We start from the raw sequence: 24,522 nt of genomic DNA on the forward strand, positions 1-24,522 counted from the left end.
AATGAATGAAATGTTTCCTTTAGCAAGCGCCGCCGGGATGACCGTCGGCCTTGCCGTTTGTGCGCTGGCCATCGGTCTGGTGCTGGCGATGCTGTTCGCGGTGTGGGAGTCAGCCAAATGGCGCCCTATTGCGTGGCTTGGCACAGCGCTGGTCACCGCGCTCCGCGGCCTGCCGGAAATTCTGGTGGTGCTGTTTATCTATTTTGGCTCCTCACAGCTTCTGCTGCTGCTTTCCGATGGTTTCACGATCCCGCTGGGGTTTGTGCAAATCCCGGTGCAGGTGCAGATTGAAAACTTCGACGTCAGCCCGTTCCTGTGCGGCGTGATTGCCCTTTCACTGCTCTATTCTGCCTATGCCTCGCAGACGCTGCGCGGCGCACTGAAAGCAGTACCGCAGGGTCAGTGGGAATCTGGTCAAGCGTTAGGGTTGTCGAAAACGGCCATTTTCTTCCGTCTGGTGATGCCGCAGATGTGGCGTCATGCGCTGCCGGGCCTCGGCAACCAGTGGCTGGTGCTGCTGAAAGATACCGCGCTGGTGTCGCTTATCAGCGTCAACGACCTGATGCTGCAGACCAAAAGCATTGCCACCCGCACTCAGGAACCGTTTACCTGGTACATCGTGGCGGCGGCTATTTACCTGGTTATCACCCTGCTCAGTCAGTACATCCTCAAACGCATTGACCTGCGCGCGACTCGCTTTGAACGGAGACCAGGCTGATGCTTGAGTATTTACCCGAACTGCTGAAAGGGCTGCACACCAGCCTGACGCTGACGATGGCGTCGATCATCGTCGCCCTGATTTTGTCGCTGATTTTCACCATCATTCTGACGTTAAAAACGCCGGTACTGGTGTGGATTGTGCGCGGCTATATCACGCTCTTTACCGGTACGCCGCTGCTGGTGCAGATCTTCCTGATTTACTACGGCCCAGGCCAGTTCCCGCAGTTGCAGAACTACCCGGCTATCTGGCATCTGCTGTCCGAGCCGTGGCTGTGTGCGATGATTGCCTTGTCGCTGAACAGTGCGGCCTATACCACGCAGCTGTTCTATGGCGCGATTCGCGCGATCCCGGACGGTCAGTGGCAGTCCTGCGGGGCGTTGGGCATGAGCAAGAAAGACACGCTGGCTATTCTGCTGCCGTATGCGTTTAAGCGCGCGCTCTCCTCTTACTCCAACGAAGTGGTGCTGGTGTTCAAGAGTACCTCTCTGGCTTACACCATCACGCTGATGGAGGTGATGGGCCACGGGCAACTGCTGTACGGACGCACCTACGATGTGATGGTCTTTGGCGCAGCAGGCGTGGTATATCTGGTGGTTAACGGCCTGTTGACGCTGTTGATGCGCCTGGTTGAACGCAAAGCGCTGGCGTTTGAACGCCGCAATTAACGCTGCATACAAAATCATCAGCAAAGCGGGTAAGTGGCTAACTTCCCGCTTTTTTTATACCCATTCTAAAGTATTTAATCGTTTTTATTGAATATAAATTCACTTAATGGCAAGGTAATTCCTATGCCTCAGACAGGGCGTTTATCATAAGATTGACCGACGGGAGCTTTACAATGAAAAAAATGATTCTGGCCGCAGTCCTTGCCACTTTTGCCGCGGGCGCATCCGCCGCCGATAAAATCAGCTTTGGTGTTTCAGCCACCTACCCTCCTTTTGAATCCCTTGACGCCAGCAACCAGATTGTCGGCTTCGATATCGATTTAGCCAAAGCGCTGTGCAAGCAAATGCAGGCCAACTGCACCTTCACGAATCATGCCTTCGACAGCCTGATCCCGGCGCTTAAATTCAGGAAGTATGACGCAGTGATTTCCGGTATGGACATCACGCCAGAACGTAGCAAGCAGGTTTCGTTCACCGATGCGTATTACGCCAACTCCGCGATGGTGATTGCCAAAAAAGGCGAGTTTAAAAGCTTTGAAGATCTGAAGGGCAAGCGCATCGGCATGGAAAACGGCACCACCCACCAGAAATATCTGCAGGACAAACACCCGGAAGTGAAAACAGTGGCGTACGATAGCTACCAGAATGCGATTATCGACCTGAAAAACGGCCGTATTGATGGCGTGTTTGGTGACACCGCGGTCGTGAACGAATGGCTGAAAACCAACCCACAGTTAGGTGTTGCCACACCGAAAGTCACCGACCCGCAATACTTCGGCACCGGTCTTGGCATCGCCGTACGCCCGGACAACAAAGCATTGCTGGAAAAGCTGAACGGCGCGCTGAAAGCGATTAAAGCCGACGGCACCTACCAGAAAATCAGCGAGCAGTGGTTCCCGCAGTAATCGGTTTCATGCCCGGCGGCGCAAGCTTGCCGGGCCTACAAGAGCAAAGCAGTTCATAGGCACAGTAAGCGAAGCACCGCCGGACCTACAAGAGCAAAGCAGTTCGCAGGCACGGTAAGCGAAGCACCGCTGGGCCTACAAGAGCAAAGCAGTTCGTAGGCACGGTAAGCGAAGCGCCATCGGGCCTACAAGAGCAATGCAGTTCGTAGGCACGGTAAGCGAAGCGCCACCGGGCAACGGCCTTTTTACAAAGGCACAAAGAAACGGAAACACGCCCCGGCAGTTGCGTCGACCAGGCGGATACCACCGCCGTGCAGCTCCAGCATCCTTCTTACAATCAGTAACCCCAGGCCACCGCGATTTTCTCGTGCGCTTTGCGGGTTTAATACCGATGGACGCTGGAACAACTGTTCGCGCAATTCATCTTCGACACCCGGGCCGTTGTCCGCCACTTCCACCTGAAGCTGCGCGTTTTCCTGCCAGACTCGCAACGTAATGGTGCCGCCTTCCGGTGTGTGGCGCACGGCGTTATCGAGCAGATTCGTCACCACGCGTTCAATCATCGAGACATCTGCATTGACCAGTGGCAGCGAATGCGACATATCGACTTTGAGCTTCAGGCGACGTGTTTCAATCGCCAGGTCGAATTTCTGCGCCACATCCTGAATCAGCTCGCCGATAGCAAAGCGTTCCAGTTGCGGCTTGATACCGCCATGCTCCAGCTTCGCCAGTTCAAACAACTGCTGCGATAAATGCCGGACTTTGTGACCCTGCCGCAACGCAATCGCCAGATACTGACGGTTATCGGCGGGTGAAAGCGTGTCGGCCTTCATTGACAGCGTTTCCAGATACCCCAACAGGGACGTTAACGGCGTACGCAAGTCATGGGAAATATTGGCGATAAACTCCCGACGCTGCCTGTCGCTGTCCGAAAGCTGATCCCACTGGCTGGCAATTTTGCGCGCCAGTTCGATGAAGGTATTTCGTAAGATCTCAACTTCATTGGTCGGCTGGCGCTCAGGCGTTTGCTGGGCTAGTTGTTTGATGGCATTCATACTGTCCTGGTCAACACCGCGTACATCTGCCGTCAGCTGTTTTACCGGGCGAGTCACCCAGTACCAGACCATCATTCCTGCCACTGTGCCGAACAACGCGACCAACAACAGTGACCACAGCACCGTACTCCACAGCGCTTTTTGCCAGGCGCTGTCTGATAGTGCGTTCAAATCCTCACCCTGCAAAATAATGTACAGATAGCAGTGCAGTTCACCATTCAGCCTCACCGGTGCGACGCTGAACACTTTCTCTTTGTTCAGGCTGCGGGGATCGTCACCAAATACCGGCCAGGCTGCACCACCCAGAAAGGCTTGCAGCGGCGCAATATCGATTTTCTGTCGCTTCAGATGGCCCGCAGGTGCGGCATCTGCCAGAAGCTGTCCGTCGGGCGCAACAAGATAAAGCTCAACGCTGGGATTAAGGGTCATCAGACGATCAAACAACGTTTTCAGCGTCTGGCGGTTCACATCGCCCTGTTTATCCAGCAACGGCTCGCTATTGACGATTTGCTGTGCTAACCCAGCAGAAAGGCGCTGAACCATCGCACTGCCGTACTGGCTGGTGCTGTAAAGTTGAACGCTGCATGCCGCCATGGCACACAGCAGCAGGATAGCGGTGAAGACCAGCGTCAGGCGCTGGCTGAGACTCAAACGACGGATCATGATGATGACTCCGCTTTATCACTGGCAAATTTGTAGCCCTTCCCCCAGACCGTCAGAATGATTTCCGGTTCTGCCGGGTCGTGCTCAATCTTGATTCGCAGTCGGTTGATATGCGTGTTGACGGTGTGCTCATAGCCTTCATGTTGATAGCCCCAAACCCGGTCGAGCAGCGATAAACGGGAAAAGACTTCGCCTGGATGGCGGGCAAACCAGTACAGCAAATCAAATTCGCGAGGGGTCAACTCCACCATCTCGCCGCGCAGACGAACCTCACGCGACAACGGGTCAATATCCAGACCATGCGAGCTGATCGACCCGCCTTCCATGCGAATATTTTGCCCCATGGCTTCCTGTCGGCGGAACAATGCTTTGACGCGGGCAATCAGTTCCAGCACGGAAAACGGCTTCGGCAGATAATCGTCTGCGCCCATTTCCAGCCCCAGTACACGATGGGTTTCACTGGTGCGCGCGCTAATGATGATGACCGGCAGATAGCGCGTCATCTGGCGAATGCGCCGACAAATCTCCAGCCCGTCGACACCCGGCAACATCAGGTCGAGGATGACCGCATCCCACACCTGCTTCTCAAGCTGCGCCAGCGCCTGAGTTCCGTTCGCTTCATGGACAATCTGGTAGCCCTCGTCCTGCAGGTTTAATCGCAGTAATGTGGCGATGTCCTGATCGTCTTCCACCAGCAGTATTTTCTTTGCGCTATTCATGAATTTTCACCGACAGTCTTTTTCTAAAGCTTACCGTACGCGAGCGCGGTGAGTTATCACATTTTATTTAAACTTCCGTGAGGATGTGGTGATAAGAAACCTTGCATGATGTGGACATGTCATTCACGGAGAGACGACCATGTCCCCATCGCGTCCTGAAAAGATCCACCCGCTGTGGTTGCGTTGCTGCCATTGGGTTAACGCCATCGCCATTGCGGGCATGATGTTTAGCGGCTGGCGCATCTATAACGCCTCCCCGTTGTTTGATTTTAGTTTCCCGGCAGAAGTGACGCTTGGCGGCTGGCTTGGTGGAGCGTTGCAGTGGCATTTCGCCATGATGTGGGTGCTGGTTATCAATGCGGTGGTGTACCTGTCGCTGGGCATCGTGACCGGGCGCTTTCGTCGCAAATTCTTCCCTCTTTCTCTGCGTGAATTGCGCCATGACGTGATTCAGGCTCTTCGCGGAAAACTGCAACACGCCGACCTCAGCCATTACAACGCGGTGCAAAAACTGGCGTATGTCGGGGTCATTTTCCTTGGCATCGGGCTGGTGCTTTCTGGTCTGGTGTTGTGGAAATCCGTGCAGTTTCCGCTGCTACGTGAACTGCTGGGCGGCTACGAAGCCGCGCGCTATATCCACTTTTTCTGCATGAGCGCTATAGCCGCTTTTGTTGTGATTCACCTGTTGATGGTGCTGCTGGTGCCAAAAACATTACTGGCTATGCTGCGTGGACGCTAAGGACAACCGAATGAAAAAGCCTTCTTTTCTCTCCGAAAGCGATGCGCATTATCTGGTGAAGGATGCCGAAAAGTTGCTGAGCCCTGAGCGTCGCCGCCTTCTGCGTCAGGGGCTGACACTGGGAGGCGTGATGATGCTGACCGGTTGTGATATCAGCGACAATCAAAGCGTAGAGACGGCGCTGTCCCGCATGTCTCGCTTCAATGACCGGGTTCAGGGGTTTCTGTTCAGTCACCGTAATCTGGCCCCTGAATATCACGAATCCGATATCACCCGCCCCTTCCCGTTTAACGCCTTTTACGGCCCGGAAGACATCCCGCAAATCGACGGTCGTGATTACCAGCTGGAGATCCGCGGCCTTGTGCAAACCAGCAAAAGCTGGACGCTGCCGGAGCTCTATCACATGCAGCAGGTCAGCCAGATAACCCGACACATTTGCGTGGAAGGCTGGAGCGCAATAGGCAAATGGGGCGGCGTGCCGTTTCACCACTTCTTACAGCTCATCGGCGCAGACAAACGCGCGAAATACGTCAGTTTCCGCTGCGCGGATGATTACTACACCAGCATTGATATGGCCACCGCGCTGCACCCGCAGACGCTACTGGCCCTGACCTGGGATAACCGCATTCTGCCTCCTGAATACGGCTTCCCGATGAAAATCCGTATCCCGACCAAGTTGGGCTACAAAAACCCGAAGCATGTTTTATCCATAGAAATCACCAATCGCTTCCCGGGCGGTTACTGGGAAGACCAGGGTTACAACTGGTTTGGTGGAAGTTAATACCCAACACAAAGATGACGAGGAAATACCATGAAAAAGATGATGATTGTTGCCGCTGCTCTTTCCGCCCTGTTTATGGTTAACGCGCAGGCTGCTGACAATATGAGCAAAGACGCCATGAAAAAAGACGGTATGGCGATGTCTCATGACGGTATGGCGAAAGATGGCATGGCGAAACCGCACGACAAAATGTGCAAAGACGGTATGTGTAAGGACGGCATGGCCAAAGATGGCATGAAGAAAGACGCCATGAAAAAGGACAGCATGGGGAAAATGGATAACATGTCGAAAGACGGCACGAAAAAGGATGCGATGAGTCAGTAATCTCGGTCAGTGCGCGCTTTTCCCCCTCTCCCTAACCCTCTCCCTCAGGGAGAGGGGATCAAGATATTCTCCCTCTCTTTTGGGGAGAGGGGTAACCTCAACTCTTACTTTCGAACCAACAACGCCATCACTTCGTAATGCGAAGTATGCGGGAACATATCAAACAGCTGCACGCGAACCATCCGATAATCTGGCAAATGCTGGATGTCTTTCGCCATGGTCTGCGCGTTACAGCTCGAATAAATAATAAACTGCGGGGCCATTTCACTGAGATAGTCGCACAGCGCTTTGCCGATGCCGCGACGCGGTGGATTGACCAGCACCAGTTCAGGCACCTGCCCTTGCGCCGTGGCAAACTTTGTGGAATCCAGCGCCTGAAAATGCAGATTTTTTAATCCCAGCTCTTCCGCAGATTGCTTCGCACAGGCGATGGCTTCCGCTGAGATTTCGATGCCAGTGAGGGTCATCTCTGGCGTGGCGCAATGCAGGCCGAAGCCGCCCACGCCGCAGAATAAATCCCACATATGATTCACCGGCAACTGGCGTACCCAGTCTCTCGCTGTCGCGTACAGCTGGCTTGCCACCGTTGGGTTGGTCTGGAAAAAGCTTTGCGGGCGAATCCACAGCGGCACGCCGTTGAACCGCTCAGGAAGTGCCTGTTGCGGAGTCAGGAAAATTTCTTTTTCCCCTTCCATGATGGCCATGTGTACCGGCTGAATGTTGACTGAAACGACTTTCAGCTGCGGCAACTCAGCCTGTAACGCAGGCAGTGCTGCGCGAAGCTGTTCGAGTTTGGTTTCTGAGCGCAGCACAAAGCGCAGCATCATGCCGCCGTCCAGCTGGCTTTCGGTCAGCAGCAGATATTTCAGTTCGCCACGTTTGCGAGCCACGTTATACGGTGTGAGCCCCGCCCGTGCGATAAACGGTTTCAGAGCGGCAAAAACGGGTGCGAAGGTGTCTGGGTAAAGTGGGCACTCGCAGAGATCTTCCGGCGTACCGTCGCGATGCAGCATACCGAGCAGCGGTTTTTCTACGCTGCCGCTGACCACCATTTTGGCTTTATTGCGAAACCCGCTTTCCGGGCCACTGACAGGCGCACACCACTCTTCAACCGTGGTGGTTGAAAGCAACTGCTGAAGATCGGCCATTTTGGCAGCAAGTTGGCTGGACACCGGCTGTTCAAGCCACTGGCAAGAGCGACAACGCCCGGCGTCATAAAGTGCGCACTGCATAGAGTAACCCTGGAAATTTGAAGGGGCGGAATTGTATCACCGTTATTGCAGACGGAAAAACCGACGGCTGGCCGCAGGGACAAAAAGCAGCAACAGCACCAGCAAATCCGGCAATTTTTGCATCACCAGCGAGCGGAAAATCTCTCTTTTCGTCTCTCCGGCGATGCTGAACAGCTCAGGATAACCATAGCCCAAAGAGGACGCCCATAAATAACTGGTGGTGATGACCTGGGTCAGCAGATACACCCATCGCGCCCAGTTGCGCCCTTTTACCAGTGAAAACGCACAGCCAATTTCGACGAACACCAACAGCAGGCTGGCAAGAAACACCAGGGTCAGCGTCCAGGTCTGGACGCTGCGCAGGACAAATTCTTCCAGCCCGCGCAGGCCAAGCAAATCAAAAATCATTAACAGATCGAGAGCTCGAATCAAAATGATGGCGAGCGCCGCCACCTGCACCAGTGCAGGTACATTCAGACTGGCATGTGAATATCGTGATTTAGAAAAAAGTCGCAATTGTGGCCTTCCATGAAAACGTCTCCCCCGCAATCCGGAGGAGACGATGACACAACTGAGAGGATTTTATGCGGTTCAGCCTCGTCTTGCACGCTGGATATCGCGCGCCCGCTGCTTTTCGGATCTTGCCATGAGCAACCAGGCGATCAACCCAATAATACCGACCACGCCCAGGATCAGTGTCGCCAGGGCATTGATTTCTGGGTTAACGCCCATGCGAACGCTGGAGAACACCAACATCGGTAACGTGGTTGCACCCGGCCCGGACACGAAGCTGGCGATCACCAGGTCATCAAGCGAAAGTGTAAACGCCAGCAGCCAGCCGGAAATCACCGCAGGCATGATCATCGGCAGCGTGATGATGAAAAAGACCTTCAGCGGCGTGGCACCGAGATCCATTGCCGCCTCTTCAATCGAGCGGTCAAGCTCACGCAGGCGAGAGTTGATCACCACGGCGACATACGCAGTACAGAACGTGACGTGCGCCAGCCAGATGGTCAGCATCCCTCGCTCTGCAGGCCAGCCAATAGCGTGCCCCAGCGCAACGAACAGCAGTAACAGCGACAAGCCGGTGATGACGTCTGGCATAACCAGCGGCGCGGTTATCATAAACGCGAAACCGTTTGAGCCACGGAAGCGCCCGAAGCGAACCATCACCACAGCCGCAATGGTGCCGAGGATCACCGCCATCGTGGCCGCACAGGCCGCGATGGTCAGACTCAAGCCAACGGCACTCATCATCGCATCGTCATGGAACAGCTCGCCGTACCAGCGCGTTGACCAGCCAGCCCACACCGTCACCAGTTTAGAGCTGTTGAACGAGTAGATAACCAGCATCAGCATGGGTGCGTACAGGAACGTAAACCCGAGCACCAGAATCAAAATGCGCCACGGAGAGCGAACGACCGGTAAATTGTTCATCCGTGATCCCCCATCTGTTTCTGCTGATGCTTGTGGAACCACATAATGGGCACAATCAACAGCAGCAGCATGACGACCGCCACCGCCGAAGCGACTGGCCAGTCCCGGTTATTGAAGAACTCCTGCCACAGCACGCGACCAATCATGATGGTGTCCGGGCCGCCTAACAGTTCCGGAATAACAAACTCGCCCACGGCTGGAATAAACACCAGCATCGAGCCCGCGATAATCCCGCCTTTGGTCAGTGGCACAATCACGCTGAAGAAGGTCTTCAGCGGTTTGGCCCCCAGATCCAGAGATGCTTCAACCAGCGAGTAATCAATACGCGTCAGAGCGGTATAAATCGGCAGCACCATAAACGGCAGATAGGCATACACAATGCCGATATAGACCGCTAAGTTGGTGTGCAGAATTTCCAGCGGCTGGTGGATTATCCCCGTCCACATCAGGAAGTTGTTCAGAATGCCATTACTTTTCAGGATGCCAATCCAGGCATACACACGAATCAAAAACGACGTCCATGACGGCAGGATAACCAGCAACAACAAGATATTACGCGTTGAAGGCTTGCTGTGCGCCACGGCCCAGGCGAGCGGATAGCCCAACAGTAAGCAGCAAAATGTCGAGATAGCCGCCACCTGCAAAGACTGCAGATAGGCCTCAACATAGAGCGGATCGTCGGTCAGCGACAGGAAGTTGCCGAGGTTAAGGGTCAGCGTTATCTGGTCGTCAGCCCATTCCCACAAGTCGGTATACGGCGGGATAGCCCTCGCCATATCGGCAAGGCTGATTTTAAAGACAATCAGAAACGGCAGCAAAAACAGCAGGATTAGCCAGATATACGGCAGGGCTATCACCAGTTTGCGACCGTGTTTCATCTGCATTTTTGCCAGCCACGCGGTAAAACCGGCGGGCGGTTTCGCGCATGTTGCGGGTTCTAAAGTGCTCATCGCCCTTCCCCCTACACCGTCAGAACAACACAACTGTCGGCATCCCAGCACAGACGCACCTCATCGCCCCAGGTTGGCAGACCTTTGCGATAGCGGTGTTCGTTCTGCAACTGGGCGCTGATCATCTGGCCGCTTTTCAGCCGCACGTGGTAAATCGACAAGTCGCCAAGGTACGCAATGTGCACCACTTCCCCGACGGCAAAGTTATAGCCATCCGCAGGCGGGTCTTCGCAGAGCATGATTTTCTCCGGGCGCAGCGCCACGTAAACCGGCACGTTGTCGACAACGGAAGCATCCGGGTCAACTTTAAGCGGATGCACCAGCCCCGGGGAATCAATCACCAGCCCGTCTTCTTGTCTCTCCTTCAGCAGCCCTTCGAACACATTCACTGAACCGATAAATTCGGCGCTGTAGCGCGTCGTAGGATGCTCGTAAATCTCTTCCGGTTCGCCAATCTGCACAAACTTACCGCGGTTCATAATGGCGATGCGCCCGGCCATGGTCATCGCTTCTTCCTGATCGTGGGTCACCATCACGCAGGTCACGCCGACGCGCTCAAGAATATCGACCACTTCTAGCTGCATTCTGTCGCGCAGTTTTTTGTCCAGCGCGCCCATCGGTTCATCCAGCAGCAGTAATTTAGGCCGTTTGGCCAGGCTGCGGGCCAGCGCCACACGTTGGCGTTGCCCACCTGAAAGCTGATGTGGCTTACGTTTCGCAAATTCCTGCATGTGCACCAGGCTGAGCATCTCCTGAACACGTGCCGTGATTTCCGCCTTCGGCAGTTTGTCCTGCTTCAGGCCAAAGGCGATATTCTGCTCAACGGTCATATGCGGGAACAACGCATAGGACTGAAACATCATGTTGATGGGGCGCTGGTACGGCGGCACCTGCGACAGGTCTACGCCATCGAGAACAATTTGCCCGGCGGTGGGGTGTTCAAACCCGGCCAGCATGCGCAGCAACGTGGATTTACCACAGCCCGATGCGCCAAGCAGAGCAAAGATTTCGCCTTTGTATATGGTGAGGCTGACGTCATCGACGGCGTGCTGGCCGTCAAAGGATTTGGTCAGATTGCGGATTTCCAGCAGCGGGGTCAGCGCCTTGCGGGTTTTCGCCTGTGGGCGTGGGATTGCGTCGGTCACGATGGTGCTCTCCGGTAAAAACAAACATTTGTAAGGTCCGGTACCCTACAAAGAACTTCACAGTGCAGATGCACTGACCTGGTGCGGATAGTGCCCGGTAGCGCTTCGCTGACCGGGCATGTCTGCTTTATTTACCGGTCTTAACCGTCGTCCACGAACGGGTGATGACGCGGTCAATTTTTGGCGACAACACGGTCTGCGTGAACAACTTCGCACGAACGTCAGCTGGCGGATAAATCCCTGGGTTATCACGCACTTCAGCATTCAGTAATGGCGTGGCCGCTTTGTTGGCGTTGGCGTAATAAACGTGATTACTGATGTTCGCCACCACATCCGGGCGCAGCAGGTAATTCAGGAACTGATAAGCCTCATCGGTATTTTTCGCATCCTTAGGAATGGCAAACATATCGAAGTAAACCATCGCCCCTTCCTTCGGAATGGTATAAGCGATGTTCACGCCATTTTTGGCTTCTTTGGCGCGATTTGCCGCCTGCAGAATGTCACCCGACCAGCCAATCGACACGCAAATGTCGCCGTTCGCCAGATCGTTGATGTACTGAGAAGAGTGGAAATAACGGATGAACGGACGCAGCTTCAACAGCAGATCGTTGGCGGCTCCGGTGTAATCTTTCGGATCGGAGCTGTTCGGATCTTTACCGAGGTAGTGCAGCACGGCGGCATAAATTTCGCTCGGCGCATCCAGGAAGGAGACACCGCAGCTTTTCAGTTTTTCGAGGTTTTCAGGCTTGAGGATAAGATCCCAGCTGTTCACTGGCGCATCTTTACCCAGTGCCGCTTTCACTTTATCCACGTTGTAGCCGATGCCGGTGGTGACCATCATGTACGGAATGCCGTACTTATTATCGTGGTCGTTTTGTGCCACCAGCTTGAGCATTTCAGGGTCGAGATTCTTGTAATTCGACAGTTTGCTCTTATCAATCGGCTGGAAAATACCTGCCTGCGCCTGACGTTCCAGGAACTGGGACGACGGCACCACGAGGTCATAACCGGTGCTGCCCGCCATCAGTTTGCCTTCCAGCACTTCGTTGGAATCAAACACGTCGTACACCACTTTAATGCCGGTTTCTTTGGTGAAATTCGCCAGCGTGTCGGGGGCGATATAATCAGACCAGTTATAGATATGCAGCGTTTTTTGTTCAGCGGCGAGCGCACCTGCAGAGACTGCCATCAGCGCACCCGTTACCAGACCCGTTAACCATTTCTTACTTAAGGCGGTCATAGCTCTTTTCCTTATCAACGTCCGTTAACATTCGGACCAAAATAGTTGCACATCGATGCATGCAAAAATCATGCATATTTTGTCAGTCTGCTATGAAAAGGAGAGAGGCGCTCTCCCGGCAGGCATTGCTCGCGATTGTTTCAGGATATTTCGCGCCACATCGCTTTAAATGCAGTGTTTCGCGCGCCCTCGCTGAGGTTTCGCAAGAATAACTTTAGCCAGGGTTTGCCGCTATAGCTCGGGTAAAAAAACGCCTTTTATCAATTTTTTATGCAAGATCACTTTATGGCATAAGCCTGCATGTGCCGGGGAGTGGTGAATAATTCTTTAAGAAGAGGTTAACAACAGAATATTGCGGGGTTTTACACAGCCGCACTGGTGGCGGCTGCGTTAATCAGGAGAGGCCTTAGTGAAGAAAATGGAATTGCGACTCTTCCATCGGTTGCTCTTCTTCATCACCTTTATACAACAGCTGATGAGAAGCCGCTTCGAGGATAACCATCGAGACCTGTTCTTCGCTCTGACGGAAGAACCATTCAAACTGTTCGCGCGTCACGCCCACATTGACCGACAGCGACTGGCACACCACCAGCTTAGGCAGGTTATCGTCCTGAATATCGAGGAACGCTTTCACGGTGAGTGAACTGGCGTTGATGGACGACAGGTCAGAGGCCAGCGGCAGCAGCGCGGAAGGCTTCACTTCAGCCAGCGCGGAGAACAGCACCACGTTATCCAGAAGATCGAGTTTGGCATCAAAAATGCCGTCAAAATTCTGCATGTGCGGCAAGTGCAGCGCCTGACAGGTATCACACTCATAGAAGCTGATGCCCATTTCGTCGAGCCATTGACGCAGAGTATCCAGACCCGGAACGATCAGTGAATCCATAAACCGTGAAACCTCTTGCTGTGAAAGAAAAGCGAAACCTGAATAAAAGCGGTAACAGGGTACGCAAAAAATGGCTCAGATGCTACGAAACTGGTGAAAACCTGGACTATCCCCCCGTTTTCAGACAAAAGCCTGGCTGGGCGTGGCGTTCGATCCACTGGATCATTTTCCCGGCAATATCTATGCCGGTGGTTTTTTCGATCCCTTCAAGCCCCGGCGAAGCATTCACTTCCATCACCAGCGGCCCACGCTCGGCACGCAGAATATCAACGCCCGCCACATCCAGCCCCAGCGTATGCGCGGCTTTAAGCGCCATCTCACGCTCAAGCGGAGTGATATTCGCGATGGTCGCCACGCCACCACGGTGCAGGTTGGAACGGAAATCCCCTTCTTTCGCGCGACGCTCAATGGCGGCTACAACTTCGTCGCCCACCACCAGACAGCGGATATCGCGCCCTTTCGCTTCCTGAATGTATTCCTGCACCAGAATGTGAGCATTCAGGCCACGAAACGCATCAATCACACTTTCTGCCGCCTGGCGAGTTTCCGCTAACACCACGCCAATGCCTTGTGTGCCTTCCACCAGCTTCACGACCAGCGGCGCACCGCCGACCATGTCAATCAGGTCACTGGTGTCGTCAGGAGAATGCGCAATGCCGGTCACTGGCAGGTCAATGCCCTGCCTCGCCAATAACTGCAACGAACGCAGTTTGTCGCGAGCACGGGTTATGGCAACGGATTCATTCAGAGGATAGCTGCCGAGCAGCTCAAACTGGCGTAACGCCGCGGTGCCATAGAAGGTAATCGCGGAACCAATACGCGGGATAACCGCATCATACTGCGGCAACTGGCGGCCTTTATAGTGAATGGACGAGGCCGCCGGGCTGATGTTCATATAGCAGGAAAGCGGGTCAAGAATATCGACCAGATGGCCGCGCTGAGCGGCGGCCTCGCGAAGACGTTTACAGGACCAGAGCGTTCCGTCCCGGGACAAAATGGCTATTTTCACCCTGCACCTCACTGTGATGACCTGAAAAAGGCGCGATCATCATACACGCAGTGAAATTTAACGGATAGCCCAGCCCTGCTTGTGCAGGTAGTCGAGGATGAACGGTCGATTCTCTTTGATGATGGTGCGACGAATATGGTCGCTCCAGGTATCACGCCGGGTATTGCTGCCACGGGAAAGATAGTAGTTCGCAATCTCTTCGTCATAGCGCGCCAGTTCGTCTGCATCGACCGGCTGATAGTGATTTTCATGGACCAGCAGGCTTGCCGGAAGGCGCGGTTTCACATCCGGATTATCCGCAGGCCAGCCAAGGCACAGCCCGAACAGAGGCAGCACATGCTTAGGCAGATTCAGCAGTTCGGTTACCGCTTCGATGCTATTACGAATTCCACCGATATACACCCCGCCTAACCCCAGAGATTCTGCGGCAGCCATCGCGTTTTGCGCCATCATTGCGGTATCGACCACACCGAGCAGCAATTGCTCGGCGAGCCCAAGCTGTGCTTCAGGGCAGATTTGCAGATGGCGGTTGAAATCCGCGCAGAACACCCAAAATTCCGCGGCCTGCGCCACATGCTGTTGGCCGCCGGTCAGCGTGACCAACTTTTCACGCATCTCAGAGTCAGTGATGCGGATAATCGAACTGCACTGTAAAAAGCTTGAACTGGACGCGGCCTGAGCGCTGGCGATGATAGCTTCGCGCTGCGCCTGAGTGATGGGTTCGCCGGTGTAGTGGCGAATCGAACGGTGGTTTAACAACTTCTCAATGGTCGGCGTCATCACGTTTATCCTGGTCTTTCGAAACGGGTTTATCGTCGTTGCGCTGCATTAACTGCGGGGCAAGGGTCTGCGCCATGCCCCGAAACAGCGCCACAGCCGCAGGGACCATCAATAAAATCCCTGCGAAAATCATCACCAGCCCGGCGGTTGGGCTGTCAAAAGGCACAGGCAAGGTGATGTATAGGTTGAGAGAAAGCCACGCCAGCACCAGAAGCACCATGCCAATGGCCTCCAGTATCAGCACGCTTTTGGGCAAAGCCCCGAGTGAGCGCATCGTCAGTCTCCGGTCGATGAGTATAGCGGGGAGGATAACAACTGTGATTGGCGAAACATAGCCTCTCGCCGTCAGAACAAATCGCAACAAAAGGCAGAACCTTCTTTCGTGCAAGCGCGAGTACAGGCATCATAGCGCCCATTCGCCGTCTGGCTCAGAATCAGGAGAGAAGAAACATGTTTACCGTAATTTTTGGTCGTCCAGGTTGCCCTTACTGCGTTCGCGCGAAAGAACTGGCAGAAAAACTGACTGCCGAGCGTGACGACTTCAATTTCCGTTATATTGATATTCACGCCGAAGGCATCAGCAAAGCTGACCTCGAACAAACCGTGGGTAAGCCAGTAGAAACCGTACCGCAGATTTTCGTTGACCAGACTCACATCGGTGGTTTCACCGATTTCGAAGCCTGGGCCAAAGAAAACTTGGGTCTCTACGCTTAAGACAGGGCGTGGGCGTTAATGGCGCCCACGTTTTGCGCGAATCAACGCACTGACAAACAAGAAGCAAAGCGCGCCCAATGCGCACCAAAACACCGCACTGAACAACCACGCCAGTTCCTGCCAGAAAGATCGCTGTGAAAACAGCCACACACGCATCACCACCAGACACACCGGCGTTGCCAGTATCGCCCCAACCAGCGGCAACAACACGCGCTGACCCGACGACACAAAACTCGCCACCGCGCCGGGAATAACGAAGAACAACAGCCCCAGCTCAGGATGCCCGGACGCACGAAATGCGCCTTTCATATTCAGTAACAAATAAAGGCACACCACAATAAAAAGGGCAAAACAGCAGAAAACACCCGCCCAACCTCGTTCAGATCTCAAAATTCCTCCTGATATTCTCTATCCAACTCCACAACGCCCAGTCGATAAAGTTTTTCGGCACTCCATGCCGTAATGCACCTGCATAAGGACAAACGATTGTGACTAGCCGCCGCAATCAGGAACGATTAAACTAGCGGCCTTAATTTGATGGTTATCATCAGGCCCGCTTCAAAAGGTATTTTTCAGCCAACCCGGGGAAAAATCCTAGCCTAAATAATCATTGTCTTCAACAACTTACTAGTAAACGAGAAGTTAGCTTCCGTGAATATAAACGTCGCAGACTTGTTAAACGGGAATTACATCCTGTTATTATTTGTAGTACTGGCGCTGGGCCTGTGTCTGGGCAAAATACGCTTAGGATCTATCCAACTTGGTAATTCCATTGGCGTTTTAGTAGCCTCTTTGTTATTAGGTCAGCAGCATTTCAGTATTAACACGGATGCATTAAATCTGGGCTTTATGCTCTTTATTTTCTGCGTCGGGGTCGAAGCGGGCCCGAACTTTTTTTCCATTTTTTTCCGCGACGGCAAGAATTATCTGATGCTCGCACTAGTGATGGTCGGCTCTGCGCTGGTCATTGCACTGGGGCTGGGTAAGCTGTTTGGCTGGGATATCGGCCTCACCGCAGGCATGTTAGCGGGGGCGATGACGTCAACACCTGTACTGGTGGGCGCGGGTGACACCTTGCGGCATTCCGGCATGGCGGGCAACGAACTGGCTTCGGCCCTGGACCACCTGAGCCTGGGTTATGCGCTGACCTACCTGATTGGCCTTGTCAGCCTGATCCTCGGCGCGCGTTACCTGCCAAAACTGCAACACCAGGATCTGCAAACCAGCGCACAGCAAATCGCACGCGAACGTGGGCTGGACACGGATGCTAACCGCAAGGTCTATCTGCCGGTGATTCGCGCGTACCGAGTCGGCCCGGAGCTGGTGGCCTGGACCGATGGCAAAAACCTGCGTGAACTCGGTATCTATCGCCAGACCGGCTGCTATATCGAACGCATCCGCCGCAACGGCATCCTGGCAAACCCGGACGGCGACGCGGTACTGCAAATGGGCGATGAAATCGCGCTGGTAGGCTATCCGGATGCTCACGCACGTCTTGACCCAAGTTTCCGTAACGGCAAAGAAGTCTTCGACCGTGACCTGCTCGACATGCGCATCGTCACCGAAGAGGTGGTCGTCAAGAACCACAATGTCGTGGGCCGCCGTCTGGCGCAGGTCAAACTCACCGACCACGGCTGTTTCCTCAACCGCGTGATCCGCAGCCAGATTGAGATGCCGATTGACGACAACATCGTGCTCAATAAAGGTGACGTGTTGCAGGTCAGTGGTGATGCACGCCGCGTGAAAACTATCGCCGACCGCATCGGCTTTATCTCGATTCACAGCCAGGTCACTGACCTGTTAGCCTTCTGCGCGTTCTTTATCGTCGGCCTGATGATTGGGATGATCACCTTCCAGTTCAGCAACTTCAGTTTCGCGATAGGTAACGCTGCTGGCCTGCTGTTCGCCGGGATCATGCTCGGCTTCCTGCGAGCAAACCACCCTACTTTCGGCTACATTCCGCAAGGCGCGCTGAATATGGTGAAAGAATTCGGGCTGATGGTGTTTATGGCAGGCGTTGGCCTGAGTGCAGGCAGCGGCATCGGACACGGTCTGGGTGCTGTCGGCGGCCAGATGCTGGTCGCCGGTTTAATCGTCAGCCTGGTGCCTGTGGTTATCTGTTTCCTGTTCGGCGCCTATGTGCTGCGCATGAACCGCGCGATGCTGTTTGGAGCGATGATGGGCGCACGAACCTGCGCCCCGGCAATGGAAATTATCAGCGACACAGCACGCAGTAACATCCCGGCGCTGGGCTACGCAGGCACCTACGCGATAGCTAACGTCTTGTTAACGCTGGCCGGTACGCTGATCATCGTCATCTGGCCAGGACTGGGATAAATCCGAAGAATGAAAATGGCAGAAAAAAATGCGAGACAGAGCGAACTTTTTGTTTGTCCGTCAGTCATAAGTAATGCCACTGCTTTTCTTTGATGTCCCCATTTTGTGGAGCCCATCAACCCCGCCATTTTTGGTTCAAGGTTGATGGGTTTTTTGTTGCCTGAAATTCAGACCCTTTATAATCAACCAGTTAGAACACATCTTTGACGCCAGTGGCGACAAAATGGCGACAGCCGTTTAGTCATGGCGGCAATAGCCATTAAAAAACCCGCCAGCGGCGGGTCAGATTCAGTAAGCAAATTGTTCCTGCATACCTTTGGGATGAGGTGGTGCGGCGCTAATTTTTTGCGGACGGCACACTGAACGCACAAAAGTTTCATGTGTCACGAACGTATGCCCGCACTCGATGTTAGTGCACTGGTTGTAACGCTCTTTGGTTTCGTTGGAAACCTGGAAGCTGCTTCGGGTATGTGCAGCCTGTCCGCACATAGGACAATTCATCATTTTCGTCAGCCCTCATTATTAACCAGTTCGCAATAATGATACATTATTGTTCGCAATTTGGAACTAATCATTCCATTTCGAAATCATCAATTTTCACCTCAAACTCAATGCTGGTCGTAAAACCATTGTCAGCGCTGACGTTGTGCGTCAACGTGGTGATCGTCCATTCCGCTTCATCAATCGGCTGTTTGAAGCCGCTGACCTTCACGGGCATTTCCGTGTAGAGATCAGCGCGCCCTTCTGCCAGCTGCAGCGAGAAGGAAGCCACTCCACGCTGCAGGCGTTCCCACTGCATTTTCGCGGCCCGTTCAGCATTTGCCCGGTTGGCATAGGTCCGGTTCAGGACCAGCACATTTTCATCCGTCCCGACCAGATAATCCCCCTGCTTTGCTTCTTGCTCTTTTATTGCCGTGGTCTTCTTCCGACGCTTAACGCCAGTGGTTTCTTTCTTCGCAGGCTCCCGTGTATGCAGCCAGCTGGCAATCACACCTGTATAAGCTCCCCGGTCTGCCAGGCTAAAACGGTGGCTGTCTCCGGCGCTGCGGGTAAGGGTGATTACCGGCAGCGGCTTTCCGCTGGCAGTTCTGCCCTGCCCCTGGCGGATAAACAGCAGATGACCGTCTTTGACGGATGCGATGGCACCATACTGCCGGGCCAGTTTCATCAGAAAACTCGCGTCGCTTTCGTTGGTCTGGTCCAGGTGATCCAGCGGTTTGCTGGTCAGGTCTTTGCCCAGCGCCATTGTCAGATTGTGGCGGGCAGCAATATCTTTCACCACGTCACCCACCGTTGTCTGATGCCAGGACTTCTCCCGGCGCGTGTTCAGGGTTTCCCGGAAGTCGGCGCTGCGGGCACGGATAGTCAGCCTGTCCGGCGCGCCTGTATGTTCAATTTCGTCCACCGTGAAACTGCCCTTTGGAAAAAGAGGCTGCCCTTTCCAGCCCAGCGCCAGGGTGATGACTGCCCCACGTCGGGGCAGAATAATCTGCCCGTCTGCATCATCCAGTTCCAGATCGAGCTGGTCCGCTTCAAAGCCCCGGTTGTCAGTCAGAGTCAGGCTCATCAGGCGCTTGTCCAGCACCTCCGTCGCGTTCTTACCTTCAATCACGATACTGAACGCGGGCGTTTTGCTGTTGAGGTCCAGAAGATCAGAACTGACATTCATTGCAGCAGCCCTCCCACAGCATTTGTGATGTTACCAATCGCGCCAGCAGCGGAGTCCTGCAGATTGCTCAACTGGTCGCTGAGGCTGCCGAACATATCAGACAGTGACTCATCCGCCCGTTTGAGCGTCAGCGTAAACTCAATCCGCCTGGCTTCCCCTCCGGCGAAAAACTCCGTTTTGGTCTGGCTCAGACTCTCAATCACAAACATGCCGTAAATGGTGCCGCTGCCCTCAATCAGAGGCCACGACTTGCCCAGCTCCGCCATCTGTTCCAGCGCCAGAAGTGACAACCTGCCGCCAGTAATTTCAGGCAGCAGCACACCGGAAAGCGCCAGCGAATCATTATCCGGGCCAAGAAATTGCGTGGACGGACGGCGGCTCACCCGGCTGTTGGTCGCGTGTCGCCAGCTGCGCTGATACTGCAGCTCCTGATAAGGAACCGTGCGCAGCTGAAACACGTATAAACCCAGCACCATCATCATGAATCGTATCCCCCTTGATCACTGAAATTACTGCGGGCTTTCGCTCTGGCCCGGCGCTCACGCTCATCAAGCTGTCTTGCCACTTCGCGGGCAATGTCCTGCGCATTTTGTCCTGGCTGGGTGACGATATGGATTGGCGCGTTAATTTCGTAACGCACAACCGAAGGCTGGCTGGCAGGTTTTTCCGACGGTGCCCGATACGTAGCGGCGGGTAGGCTCATCGGGTGTAGTGGCACCGCCTCTGCAGGCACCGCTGCCGTGCCCATCATCCCGGCAACAACGGAAGCCAGCGCGGCAGTGCGTCTGCGGCTGGTCACATTTGCCGGACCGTTGACGATTTCCGGGCCGTTCTCCCCGACAATGCCAAACTGACCGCGGGGAATATCGCCGCCGCTGTCATACATCCCGGCAAAGCCCATGGACGGGAATCCGCCCGGCGGCAACATCACTTTGCCGTCACTGTTCACCGTGGCGGGCTGCTGGCGAACAACCTGATCAGGTAGACGGGCTTTAGCCGCTTCTTTGCTGACAATACCGAGTTTTTCCAGCAGCCAGGACACCCCCGATTTAAGCGACTCAAGCGGGTGCATCACCATGTTCAGCCCTTCCGCGAGCGCTTCACCAAAAACGCGCCCCATTGCTGCTGCGCTACTCAACTCCGCAGAAGTTGATTTAATCGGAGCCAGAAGATCGGTGAACCATCCCCACAGCGCCTGCACCTTGTCACCTATCCACTGAAACACGGGTTTTAACGGCTCGAACGCCGAACTGATTGGGGCTGCGGCAGCTTTAAATCCTTCAACGACGCCCCCTAAAAATGCACCGATGGGCTGCCAGTATTTCCAGATAACCAGCGCCACACCTGCCAGGGCCGCCACAACCAGTCCTATCGGACTTAGCAGGGCACCCAACAATCCAGAAAGGCCATACAACGCCATGCGCAGGACAGCCAGCGGACCGGATACCAGAAAACGCAATGCCCCACCCACTGCACCCAGGCTGCTGCGTAGCAGTGCCAGCGGATTCATCACCCCGCCCAGAAGCCCGCGCAACCCTGCCATCCCGGCGCGAAACAGTGCCAGCGGTGCGCCAGCTATCGCTTTCAGGGCATTTCCTGCCAGCCCGGCAGAGCGCCGCAGTGCATTCAGTGGCCCAGCCAGTAATCCAGCACTGCCACCTGACGAGGCCATGCCACGACGCAGCAGAGAAAGAGGCGCACCTGCCAGCCACGACAATGCACTGCCGGAACGGGACAATGCCGCTGTCAGGGTTGGCAACGTTTTAATGCCCATGACACTCAGGCCAAACCGCAAAATCGCCAGCGGCCCCAGCACCGCAGCAACGGTAATCGCCAGGGTTCCCAGCACCACGGTGATTGCAGCAACGGCGGCTGCCACCTTCATCAGCGTGCCCACTAACTGCGGATTTTGCTCCACCCAGCGGCGTAACGCGCCAGTGACTCCCTTCACTACGTCCATAATATCCATCAGCGGCTGGCGCAGGGTTTCACCCAGGCTGCTGAACGTGTTCTGTGCCCCGGTCTTAACCAGCAACCACTGCGAGGACAGGGAGTCTTTGTTAATGTCAGACTCTTTCTGCATGGAGCCATTAGCATCACCGCCGGACGTGAGTTTGAGCTGGCGCTGCAGCTCCGGCAGGTTGTTTGCGAGCTTCGCCGCGTCATCACCAAATTCCTTGCCAAAAACCAGCGTCATTGCGCCCAGGCGCTTGTCTTTCGGCAGGTTGTTGACCTTCTCCAGCACGCGCTGAATGGTGCCCATTGCATCCCGGGTCATCTCTTTTTCAATCTGCGCGGGGTTCAGTTTCAGCAGGTCCATGCCTGCAAAAAAGCTTTTGCTCTGCATGGTGGCAATGGACAGCTCCCGCACCATGGCATTTGCCGCACTGGCTGCCACTTCCGGGGCAGTGCCGAGGGACAGGAACGTGGAGCCGAGCGCCGCGGCTTTGCGATAATCCAGACGGTCTGCCACCCCGCCCATGCGTTGCAGGACGTCGATAATGTCCCCGCCTTTTGACATGGCGTTATCGTCCAGGTAGTTCAGCGCATCGCCCAGCTGCTCAATGTTGCGGGTCGGGACTTTGTAGAGCTGGGCAATTTTCCCCAGACTTTCAGAAAGCTCATCCGCCGGAAGCTCAAACGCCGTGGAGGCTTTGGCGGCTGTAGCGGCAAAGGCCAGCAGGTCACGCTTCTGGTCAGCCCAGGAGTCATTCGGGTTTGCCACGTTCATGCGTGCGCCACCCTCAACCAGGGCGGCAAAGTCCACCGCGCCATTTGCCATCGGCAGCTGTTCACTGGCGGCCTTGATGGCGTCCTGCATTTCATAAAAACGGGCGGTGCGGTTACCGTTGTCATCGCGCAGGCCGTTGACCTGTTTAGCCACACCCTTCATGGCATCTTCCATGCTGGCGTAGCTTTTCACCGCCGCCATTACCGGCGCACCCATTGCAAGCCCGGCAGCGGTGGTGGTCGCCCCTGCTCCGGCAACACGATCACGCACTTCCAGGCGGCGGGAATATTCCGCGCGGGCAGCGTGCATTTTCCGCTGCTGCTCCCCAACTCGCTTTAGCCTCGCTTCCTGGATTGAAAGCTGATTGTTATAGCGTTCTGTTTCGCGGGTAATACGCGCCGTGGCGCTGGCCCCTTCTTTTGCAGAAATCCCTGTCCGGTATAGCTCTGCGCGCACAAGCTCACTCTGGCGCTGTAGCTTTTTCTGCTTTTCCTCCAGCCGTTGCACCGCCAGCCGTTGACGCTCCAGCGCCACAACCTGCCGCTGTGATGGCGGCCCCATAGCCCCCAGCTCATTTTTAAGCAGGGATGATCGCTGCCGGGCGTAGTTAAGCCTGTCACCTAATTTCTGACTTTCGGTCTGGAGTTTGCGGAAACTGTCCAGACTGCTTCCGGCCTGGTCCAGCTGTTTGATGGCATCGCGGGATTTTTTAACGGCAGAAGCCAGCTCTTTCGTGCTGGCCTGCGCTTTTCGGAATGGGCGGGTGAGTTTATCAACCGCATTCAGTACCACCTGCAGACGCAGGTTGTTATCACTCATCGCTGGCCCCGCTTCTCAGGATTGCTTTATGCCGCCACTCCAGCACCTCAGTCAGCGGCATAACCTCAGTGACGGACGGCGGCCAGTGAAAAATGGTGGCAATATCTGCCACCAGGTCATCAACCGTCAGGCTGTCGGCAAATCGGCAAGCACCGACTTCTTCAACAAAAAAGTGACCACCTCCACGGACATTGCGGTGAGGTCCGCCGGGTCCAGCTCCGCCATTTCCTGCGGGGTCAGCGTCGGGCTGGAGATACGAGGAATGATGGTCATCATCGCGCTGACGTCCATATCCATAATGGCCTGCAGACGGGTGCCACGCAGCGCACCAGACTGGGGTTTACGCAGCACCACCTCTTTGATTTCGCTTTTGCCGCGCAGGATTGGCGTATCCAGTACCACGGTTTTTTCGTTTGTTTTGTCGCTCATGTTCTTGTCCTGAAAAAGTGAGTTCTGGCGCGGTAGCCCGCGCCGTTATGGGTTACTGGAGGCCGATTGCGCGACGGTGCGCTTCCATCAGGTCCACACCGTCAACGATTTCAACCATGTTGATCGTGTCGACCTCATACAGCACTTCGCCGTTAATGGTCAGTTTGGCGTAGCTGTTGGTGCTGCTGACTTTGGTGGCGTTGCTCTCCCCGGTTTTCAGCTCGCCGGAGTCAATCTCTTTATGACGCCCGCGCACAACCAGCTCGACGGCCTGCACTTCTCCGGTGTCATCGCGCTGGATGGACGCGGTAAAGCGCAGCTGCACGCCGTCGGCGGTGGTCTTCGCCAGCTGTTTAAACAGCAGCGACTCCATGCCACCAATGGAAAATTCGGTGTCCAGTGCGCCGTCATCCAGCCCCATGTCCACATCCACCGCGCCAGCCATGCCGCCGCCGCGATACTTCTCAAACTTGCGGGTGAATTTCGGCAGGGTCAGGGACTCAACGATCCCCTGCCAGTTGTTCCCGTCGTTGAACAGGTTCAGGTGTTTTAACTTGCGTGGTAAAGCCATG

General features: G+C 55.0%; 28 protein-coding genes. 8 read left to right on the forward strand and 20 right to left on the reverse strand.

The genetic code is table 11. The annotated features are described in order from the left end of the window. Position 1: 1 nt before the first annotated feature. From artQ to artJ, 3 genes are all read left to right on the forward strand, one after another. Entirely contained in the window at positions 2–718 is a 717-nt protein-coding gene (artQ, locus tag ACI2I2_RS05655; RefSeq protein ID WP_404657008.1) for an arginine ABC transporter permease ArtQ, read from the forward strand. Beyond that, on the forward strand, positions 718–1,386 hold the full coding sequence (artM, locus tag ACI2I2_RS05660; protein ID WP_404657009.1) for an arginine ABC transporter permease ArtM: 669 nt from the start codon (positions 718–720) through the stop codon (positions 1,384–1,386). The genes artQ and artM overlap by 1 nt, the downstream gene beginning before the upstream one ends. A 173-nt stretch (positions 1,387–1,559) precedes the next feature. After that, on the forward strand, positions 1,560–2,291 hold the full coding sequence (gene artJ, locus ACI2I2_RS05665; RefSeq protein ID WP_404657010.1) for an ABC transporter substrate-binding protein ArtJ: 732 nt from the start codon (positions 1,560–1,562) through the stop codon (positions 2,289–2,291). Between the two features lie 245 nt (positions 2,292–2,536). Here artJ and ACI2I2_RS05670 read toward each other — a convergent pair whose 3' ends face one another. Together ACI2I2_RS05670 and ACI2I2_RS05675 are read right to left on the reverse strand one after the other, a co-directional pair. Further along, entirely contained in the window at positions 2,537–4,009 is a 1,473-nt protein-coding gene (locus tag ACI2I2_RS05670; protein WP_404657011.1) for a sensor histidine kinase, read from the reverse strand. Then, positions 4,006–4,728 carry a response regulator transcription factor gene (locus ACI2I2_RS05675; protein ID WP_404657012.1) on the reverse strand — a complete coding sequence of 241 codons (723 nt, stop codon included), beginning with the start codon at positions 4,726–4,728 and terminating at the stop codon, positions 4,006–4,008. The genes ACI2I2_RS05670 and ACI2I2_RS05675 overlap by 4 nt, the downstream gene beginning before the upstream one ends. Before the next feature lie 139 nt (positions 4,729–4,867). Between ACI2I2_RS05675 and ACI2I2_RS05680 the strand changes: the two genes are divergently transcribed. Genes ACI2I2_RS05680 through ACI2I2_RS05690 form a run of 3 tightly spaced genes read left to right on the forward strand, consistent with a single transcriptional unit; the run spans position 4,868 to position 6,572 of the window. Then, entirely contained in the window at positions 4,868–5,467 is a 600-nt protein-coding gene (locus ACI2I2_RS05680; protein ID WP_404657013.1) for a cytochrome b/b6 domain-containing protein, read from the forward strand. A gap of 10 nt (positions 5,468–5,477) precedes the next feature. After that, a complete protein-coding gene (locus ACI2I2_RS05685; RefSeq protein WP_404657014.1) occupies positions 5,478–6,248 on the forward strand; it encodes a molybdopterin-dependent oxidoreductase in 771 nt (256 codons plus the stop codon). A 30-nt stretch (positions 6,249–6,278) separates the two neighbouring features. Continuing rightward, positions 6,279–6,572 (forward strand): pentapeptide MXKDX repeat protein, encoded by a 294-nt coding sequence (locus ACI2I2_RS05690; RefSeq protein ID WP_404657015.1) that lies wholly within the window; start codon positions 6,279–6,281, stop codon positions 6,570–6,572. A 104-nt stretch (positions 6,573–6,676) separates the two neighbouring features. Here the strand turns inward: ACI2I2_RS05690 and rlmC are convergent, their stop codons facing one another. The 10 genes from rlmC to ACI2I2_RS05740 all read right to left on the reverse strand — a co-directional run bounded on the left by rlmC (position 6,677) and on the right by ACI2I2_RS05740 (position 15,525). Continuing rightward, on the reverse strand, positions 6,677–7,804 hold the full coding sequence (gene rlmC / locus ACI2I2_RS05695) for a 23S rRNA (uracil(747)-C(5))-methyltransferase RlmC (RefSeq protein ID WP_404657016.1): 1,128 nt from the start codon (positions 7,802–7,804) through the stop codon (positions 6,677–6,679). A 42-nt stretch (positions 7,805–7,846) separates the two neighbouring features. Then, positions 7,847–8,320 (reverse strand): YbjO family protein, encoded by a 474-nt coding sequence (locus ACI2I2_RS05700; RefSeq protein ID WP_404657017.1) that lies wholly within the window; start codon positions 8,318–8,320, stop codon positions 7,847–7,849. A 75-nt stretch (positions 8,321–8,395) separates the two neighbouring features. Further along, positions 8,396–9,241, reverse strand: coding sequence for a putrescine ABC transporter permease PotI (gene potI / locus ACI2I2_RS05705; RefSeq protein ID WP_404657018.1), 846 nt, complete (start codon positions 9,239–9,241; stop codon positions 8,396–8,398). Next, a complete protein-coding gene (gene potH, locus ACI2I2_RS05710; protein WP_404657019.1) occupies positions 9,238–10,191 on the reverse strand; it encodes a putrescine ABC transporter permease PotH in 954 nt (317 codons plus the stop codon). Before potH ends, potI begins: the two co-directional genes overlap by 4 nt. An 11-nt stretch (positions 10,192–10,202) precedes the next feature. Continuing rightward, the gene (gene potG / locus ACI2I2_RS05715) at positions 10,203–11,336 is read right to left on the reverse strand and encodes a putrescine ABC transporter ATP-binding subunit PotG (RefSeq protein WP_404657020.1); all 1,134 of its coding nucleotides are present in this window, start codon (positions 11,334–11,336) and stop codon (positions 10,203–10,205) included. 127 nt (positions 11,337–11,463) lie between these two features. Continuing rightward, positions 11,464–12,576, reverse strand: coding sequence for a spermidine/putrescine ABC transporter substrate-binding protein PotF (gene potF, locus ACI2I2_RS05720; RefSeq protein WP_404657021.1), 1,113 nt, complete (start codon positions 12,574–12,576; stop codon positions 11,464–11,466). A 406-nt stretch (positions 12,577–12,982) separates the two neighbouring features. Further along, positions 12,983–13,462, reverse strand: a complete 480-nt coding sequence (locus ACI2I2_RS05725) for a YbjN domain-containing protein (RefSeq protein ID WP_404657022.1) — start codon at positions 13,460–13,462, stop codon at positions 12,983–12,985. Positions 13,463–13,568: 106 nt separating this feature from the next. Further along, positions 13,569–14,471: a 30S ribosomal protein S6--L-glutamate ligase gene (rimK, locus tag ACI2I2_RS05730; protein ID WP_404657023.1), complete on the reverse strand. Its 903-nt coding sequence runs from the start codon at positions 14,469–14,471 to the stop codon at positions 13,569–13,571. A gap of 57 nt (positions 14,472–14,528) precedes the next feature. Then, the gene (gene nfsA, locus ACI2I2_RS05735; protein WP_404657024.1) at positions 14,529–15,251 is read right to left on the reverse strand and encodes an oxygen-insensitive NADPH nitroreductase; all 723 of its coding nucleotides are present in this window, start codon (positions 15,249–15,251) and stop codon (positions 14,529–14,531) included. Then, positions 15,235–15,525 (reverse strand): DUF1418 family protein, encoded by a 291-nt coding sequence (locus ACI2I2_RS05740; protein ID WP_404657025.1) that lies wholly within the window; start codon positions 15,523–15,525, stop codon positions 15,235–15,237. Before ACI2I2_RS05740 ends, nfsA begins: the two co-directional genes overlap by 17 nt. Positions 15,526–15,701: 176 nt before the next feature. Here ACI2I2_RS05740 and ACI2I2_RS05745 point away from each other — a divergent pair, with 176 nt between their 5' ends. After that, complete coding sequence (locus tag ACI2I2_RS05745) at positions 15,702–15,965, forward strand: GrxA family glutaredoxin (protein ID WP_404657026.1); 264 nt, start codon at positions 15,702–15,704, stop codon at positions 15,963–15,965. Between the two features lie 15 nt (positions 15,966–15,980). Here ACI2I2_RS05745 and ACI2I2_RS05750 read toward each other — a convergent pair whose 3' ends face one another. Beyond that, entirely contained in the window at positions 15,981–16,355 is a 375-nt protein-coding gene (locus ACI2I2_RS05750; protein WP_404657027.1) for an inner membrane protein YbjM, read from the reverse strand. A gap of 261 nt (positions 16,356–16,616) precedes the next feature. On the opposite strand from ACI2I2_RS05750, the gene ACI2I2_RS05755 reads away from it, so the two are divergent. Next, the gene (locus ACI2I2_RS05755) at positions 16,617–18,302 is read left to right on the forward strand and encodes an aspartate:alanine antiporter (protein WP_404657028.1); all 1,686 of its coding nucleotides are present in this window, start codon (positions 16,617–16,619) and stop codon (positions 18,300–18,302) included. Positions 18,303–18,590: 288 nt separating this feature from the next. Here the strand turns inward: ACI2I2_RS05755 and ACI2I2_RS05760 are convergent, their stop codons facing one another. The 7 genes from ACI2I2_RS05760 to ACI2I2_RS05790 all read right to left on the reverse strand — a co-directional run bounded on the left by ACI2I2_RS05760 (position 18,591) and on the right by ACI2I2_RS05790 (position 24,521). After that, positions 18,591–18,806, reverse strand: coding sequence for an ogr/Delta-like zinc finger family protein (locus ACI2I2_RS05760; protein ID WP_058842448.1), 216 nt, complete (start codon positions 18,804–18,806; stop codon positions 18,591–18,593). 67 nt (positions 18,807–18,873) lie between these two features. Beyond that, on the reverse strand, positions 18,874–19,971 hold the full coding sequence (locus tag ACI2I2_RS05765) for a phage late control D family protein (protein WP_404657029.1): 1,098 nt from the start codon (positions 19,969–19,971) through the stop codon (positions 18,874–18,876). Beyond that, positions 19,968–20,453 carry a phage tail protein gene (locus ACI2I2_RS05770; protein WP_404657030.1) on the reverse strand — a complete coding sequence of 162 codons (486 nt, stop codon included), beginning with the start codon at positions 20,451–20,453 and terminating at the stop codon, positions 19,968–19,970. The genes ACI2I2_RS05765 and ACI2I2_RS05770 overlap by 4 nt, the downstream gene beginning before the upstream one ends. After that, a complete protein-coding gene (locus ACI2I2_RS05775) occupies positions 20,450–23,521 on the reverse strand; it encodes a phage tail tape measure protein (protein ID WP_404657031.1) in 3,072 nt (1,023 codons plus the stop codon). The genes ACI2I2_RS05770 and ACI2I2_RS05775 overlap by 4 nt, the downstream gene beginning before the upstream one ends. Next, on the reverse strand, positions 23,514–23,633 hold the full coding sequence (locus ACI2I2_RS05780; protein ID WP_166430180.1) for a GpE family phage tail protein: 120 nt from the start codon (positions 23,631–23,633) through the stop codon (positions 23,514–23,516). The genes ACI2I2_RS05775 and ACI2I2_RS05780 overlap by 8 nt, the downstream gene beginning before the upstream one ends. Positions 23,634–23,647: 14 nt before the next feature. After that, positions 23,648–23,950, reverse strand: coding sequence for a phage tail assembly protein (locus tag ACI2I2_RS05785; RefSeq protein WP_110512038.1), 303 nt, complete (start codon positions 23,948–23,950; stop codon positions 23,648–23,650). 52 nt (positions 23,951–24,002) lie between these two features. After that, positions 24,003–24,521, reverse strand: coding sequence for a phage major tail tube protein (locus ACI2I2_RS05790; protein ID WP_110512037.1), 519 nt, complete (start codon positions 24,519–24,521; stop codon positions 24,003–24,005). Position 24,522 lies beyond the last annotated feature (1 nt).

Source organism: Scandinavium sp. NPDC088450, from assembly GCF_044900545.1.
In the GTDB taxonomy this organism is placed as follows: Bacteria; Pseudomonadota; Gammaproteobacteria; order Enterobacterales; family Enterobacteriaceae; genus Scandinavium.

What these genes read in the sequence shown, in the direction of transcription:
- artQ (WP_404657008.1), top strand. Translation starts at nt 2, where the DNA reads ATGAATGAAATGTTTCCTTTAGCAAGCGCCGCCGGGATGACCGTCGGC.
- artM (WP_404657009.1), top strand. Translation starts at nt 718, where the DNA reads ATGCTTGAGTATTTACCCGAACTGCTGAAAGGGCTGCACACCAGCCTG.
- artJ (WP_404657010.1), top strand. Translation starts at nt 1,560, where the DNA reads ATGAAAAAAATGATTCTGGCCGCAGTCCTTGCCACTTTTGCCGCGGGC.
- ACI2I2_RS05670 (WP_404657011.1), bottom strand. Translation starts at nt 4,009, where the DNA reads ATGATCCGTCGTTTGAGTCTCAGCCAGCGCCTGACGCTGGTCTTCACC.
- ACI2I2_RS05675 (WP_404657012.1), bottom strand. Translation starts at nt 4,728, where the DNA reads ATGAATAGCGCAAAGAAAATACTGCTGGTGGAAGACGATCAGGACATC.
- ACI2I2_RS05680 (WP_404657013.1), top strand. Translation starts at nt 4,868, where the DNA reads ATGTCCCCATCGCGTCCTGAAAAGATCCACCCGCTGTGGTTGCGTTGC.
- ACI2I2_RS05685 (WP_404657014.1), top strand. Translation starts at nt 5,478, where the DNA reads ATGAAAAAGCCTTCTTTTCTCTCCGAAAGCGATGCGCATTATCTGGTG.
- ACI2I2_RS05690 (WP_404657015.1), top strand. Translation starts at nt 6,279, where the DNA reads ATGAAAAAGATGATGATTGTTGCCGCTGCTCTTTCCGCCCTGTTTATG.
- rlmC (WP_404657016.1), bottom strand. Translation starts at nt 7,804, where the DNA reads ATGCAGTGCGCACTTTATGACGCCGGGCGTTGTCGCTCTTGCCAGTGG.
- potI (WP_404657018.1), bottom strand. Translation starts at nt 9,241, where the DNA reads ATGAACAATTTACCGGTCGTTCGCTCTCCGTGGCGCATTTTGATTCTG.
- potH (WP_404657019.1), bottom strand. Translation starts at nt 10,191, where the DNA reads ATGAGCACTTTAGAACCCGCAACATGCGCGAAACCGCCCGCCGGTTTT.
- potF (WP_404657021.1), bottom strand. Translation starts at nt 12,576, where the DNA reads ATGACCGCCTTAAGTAAGAAATGGTTAACGGGTCTGGTAACGGGTGCG.
- ACI2I2_RS05725 (WP_404657022.1), bottom strand. Translation starts at nt 13,462, where the DNA reads ATGGATTCACTGATCGTTCCGGGTCTGGATACTCTGCGTCAATGGCTC.
- nfsA (WP_404657024.1), bottom strand. Translation starts at nt 15,251, where the DNA reads ATGACGCCGACCATTGAGAAGTTGTTAAACCACCGTTCGATTCGCCAC.
- ACI2I2_RS05740 (WP_404657025.1), bottom strand. Translation starts at nt 15,525, where the DNA reads ATGCGCTCACTCGGGGCTTTGCCCAAAAGCGTGCTGATACTGGAGGCC.
- ACI2I2_RS05745 (WP_404657026.1), top strand. Translation starts at nt 15,702, where the DNA reads ATGTTTACCGTAATTTTTGGTCGTCCAGGTTGCCCTTACTGCGTTCGC.
- ACI2I2_RS05760 (WP_058842448.1), bottom strand. Translation starts at nt 18,806, where the DNA reads ATGATGAATTGTCCTATGTGCGGACAGGCTGCACATACCCGAAGCAGC.
- ACI2I2_RS05765 (WP_404657029.1), bottom strand. Translation starts at nt 19,971, where the DNA reads ATGAATGTCAGTTCTGATCTTCTGGACCTCAACAGCAAAACGCCCGCG.
- ACI2I2_RS05770 (WP_404657030.1), bottom strand. Translation starts at nt 20,453, where the DNA reads ATGATGATGGTGCTGGGTTTATACGTGTTTCAGCTGCGCACGGTTCCT.
- ACI2I2_RS05775 (WP_404657031.1), bottom strand. Translation starts at nt 23,521, where the DNA reads ATGAGTGATAACAACCTGCGTCTGCAGGTGGTACTGAATGCGGTTGAT.
- ACI2I2_RS05785 (WP_110512038.1), bottom strand. Translation starts at nt 23,950, where the DNA reads ATGAGCGACAAAACAAACGAAAAAACCGTGGTACTGGATACGCCAATC.
- ACI2I2_RS05790 (WP_110512037.1), bottom strand. Translation starts at nt 24,521, where the DNA reads ATGGCTTTACCACGCAAGTTAAAACACCTGAACCTGTTCAACGACGGG.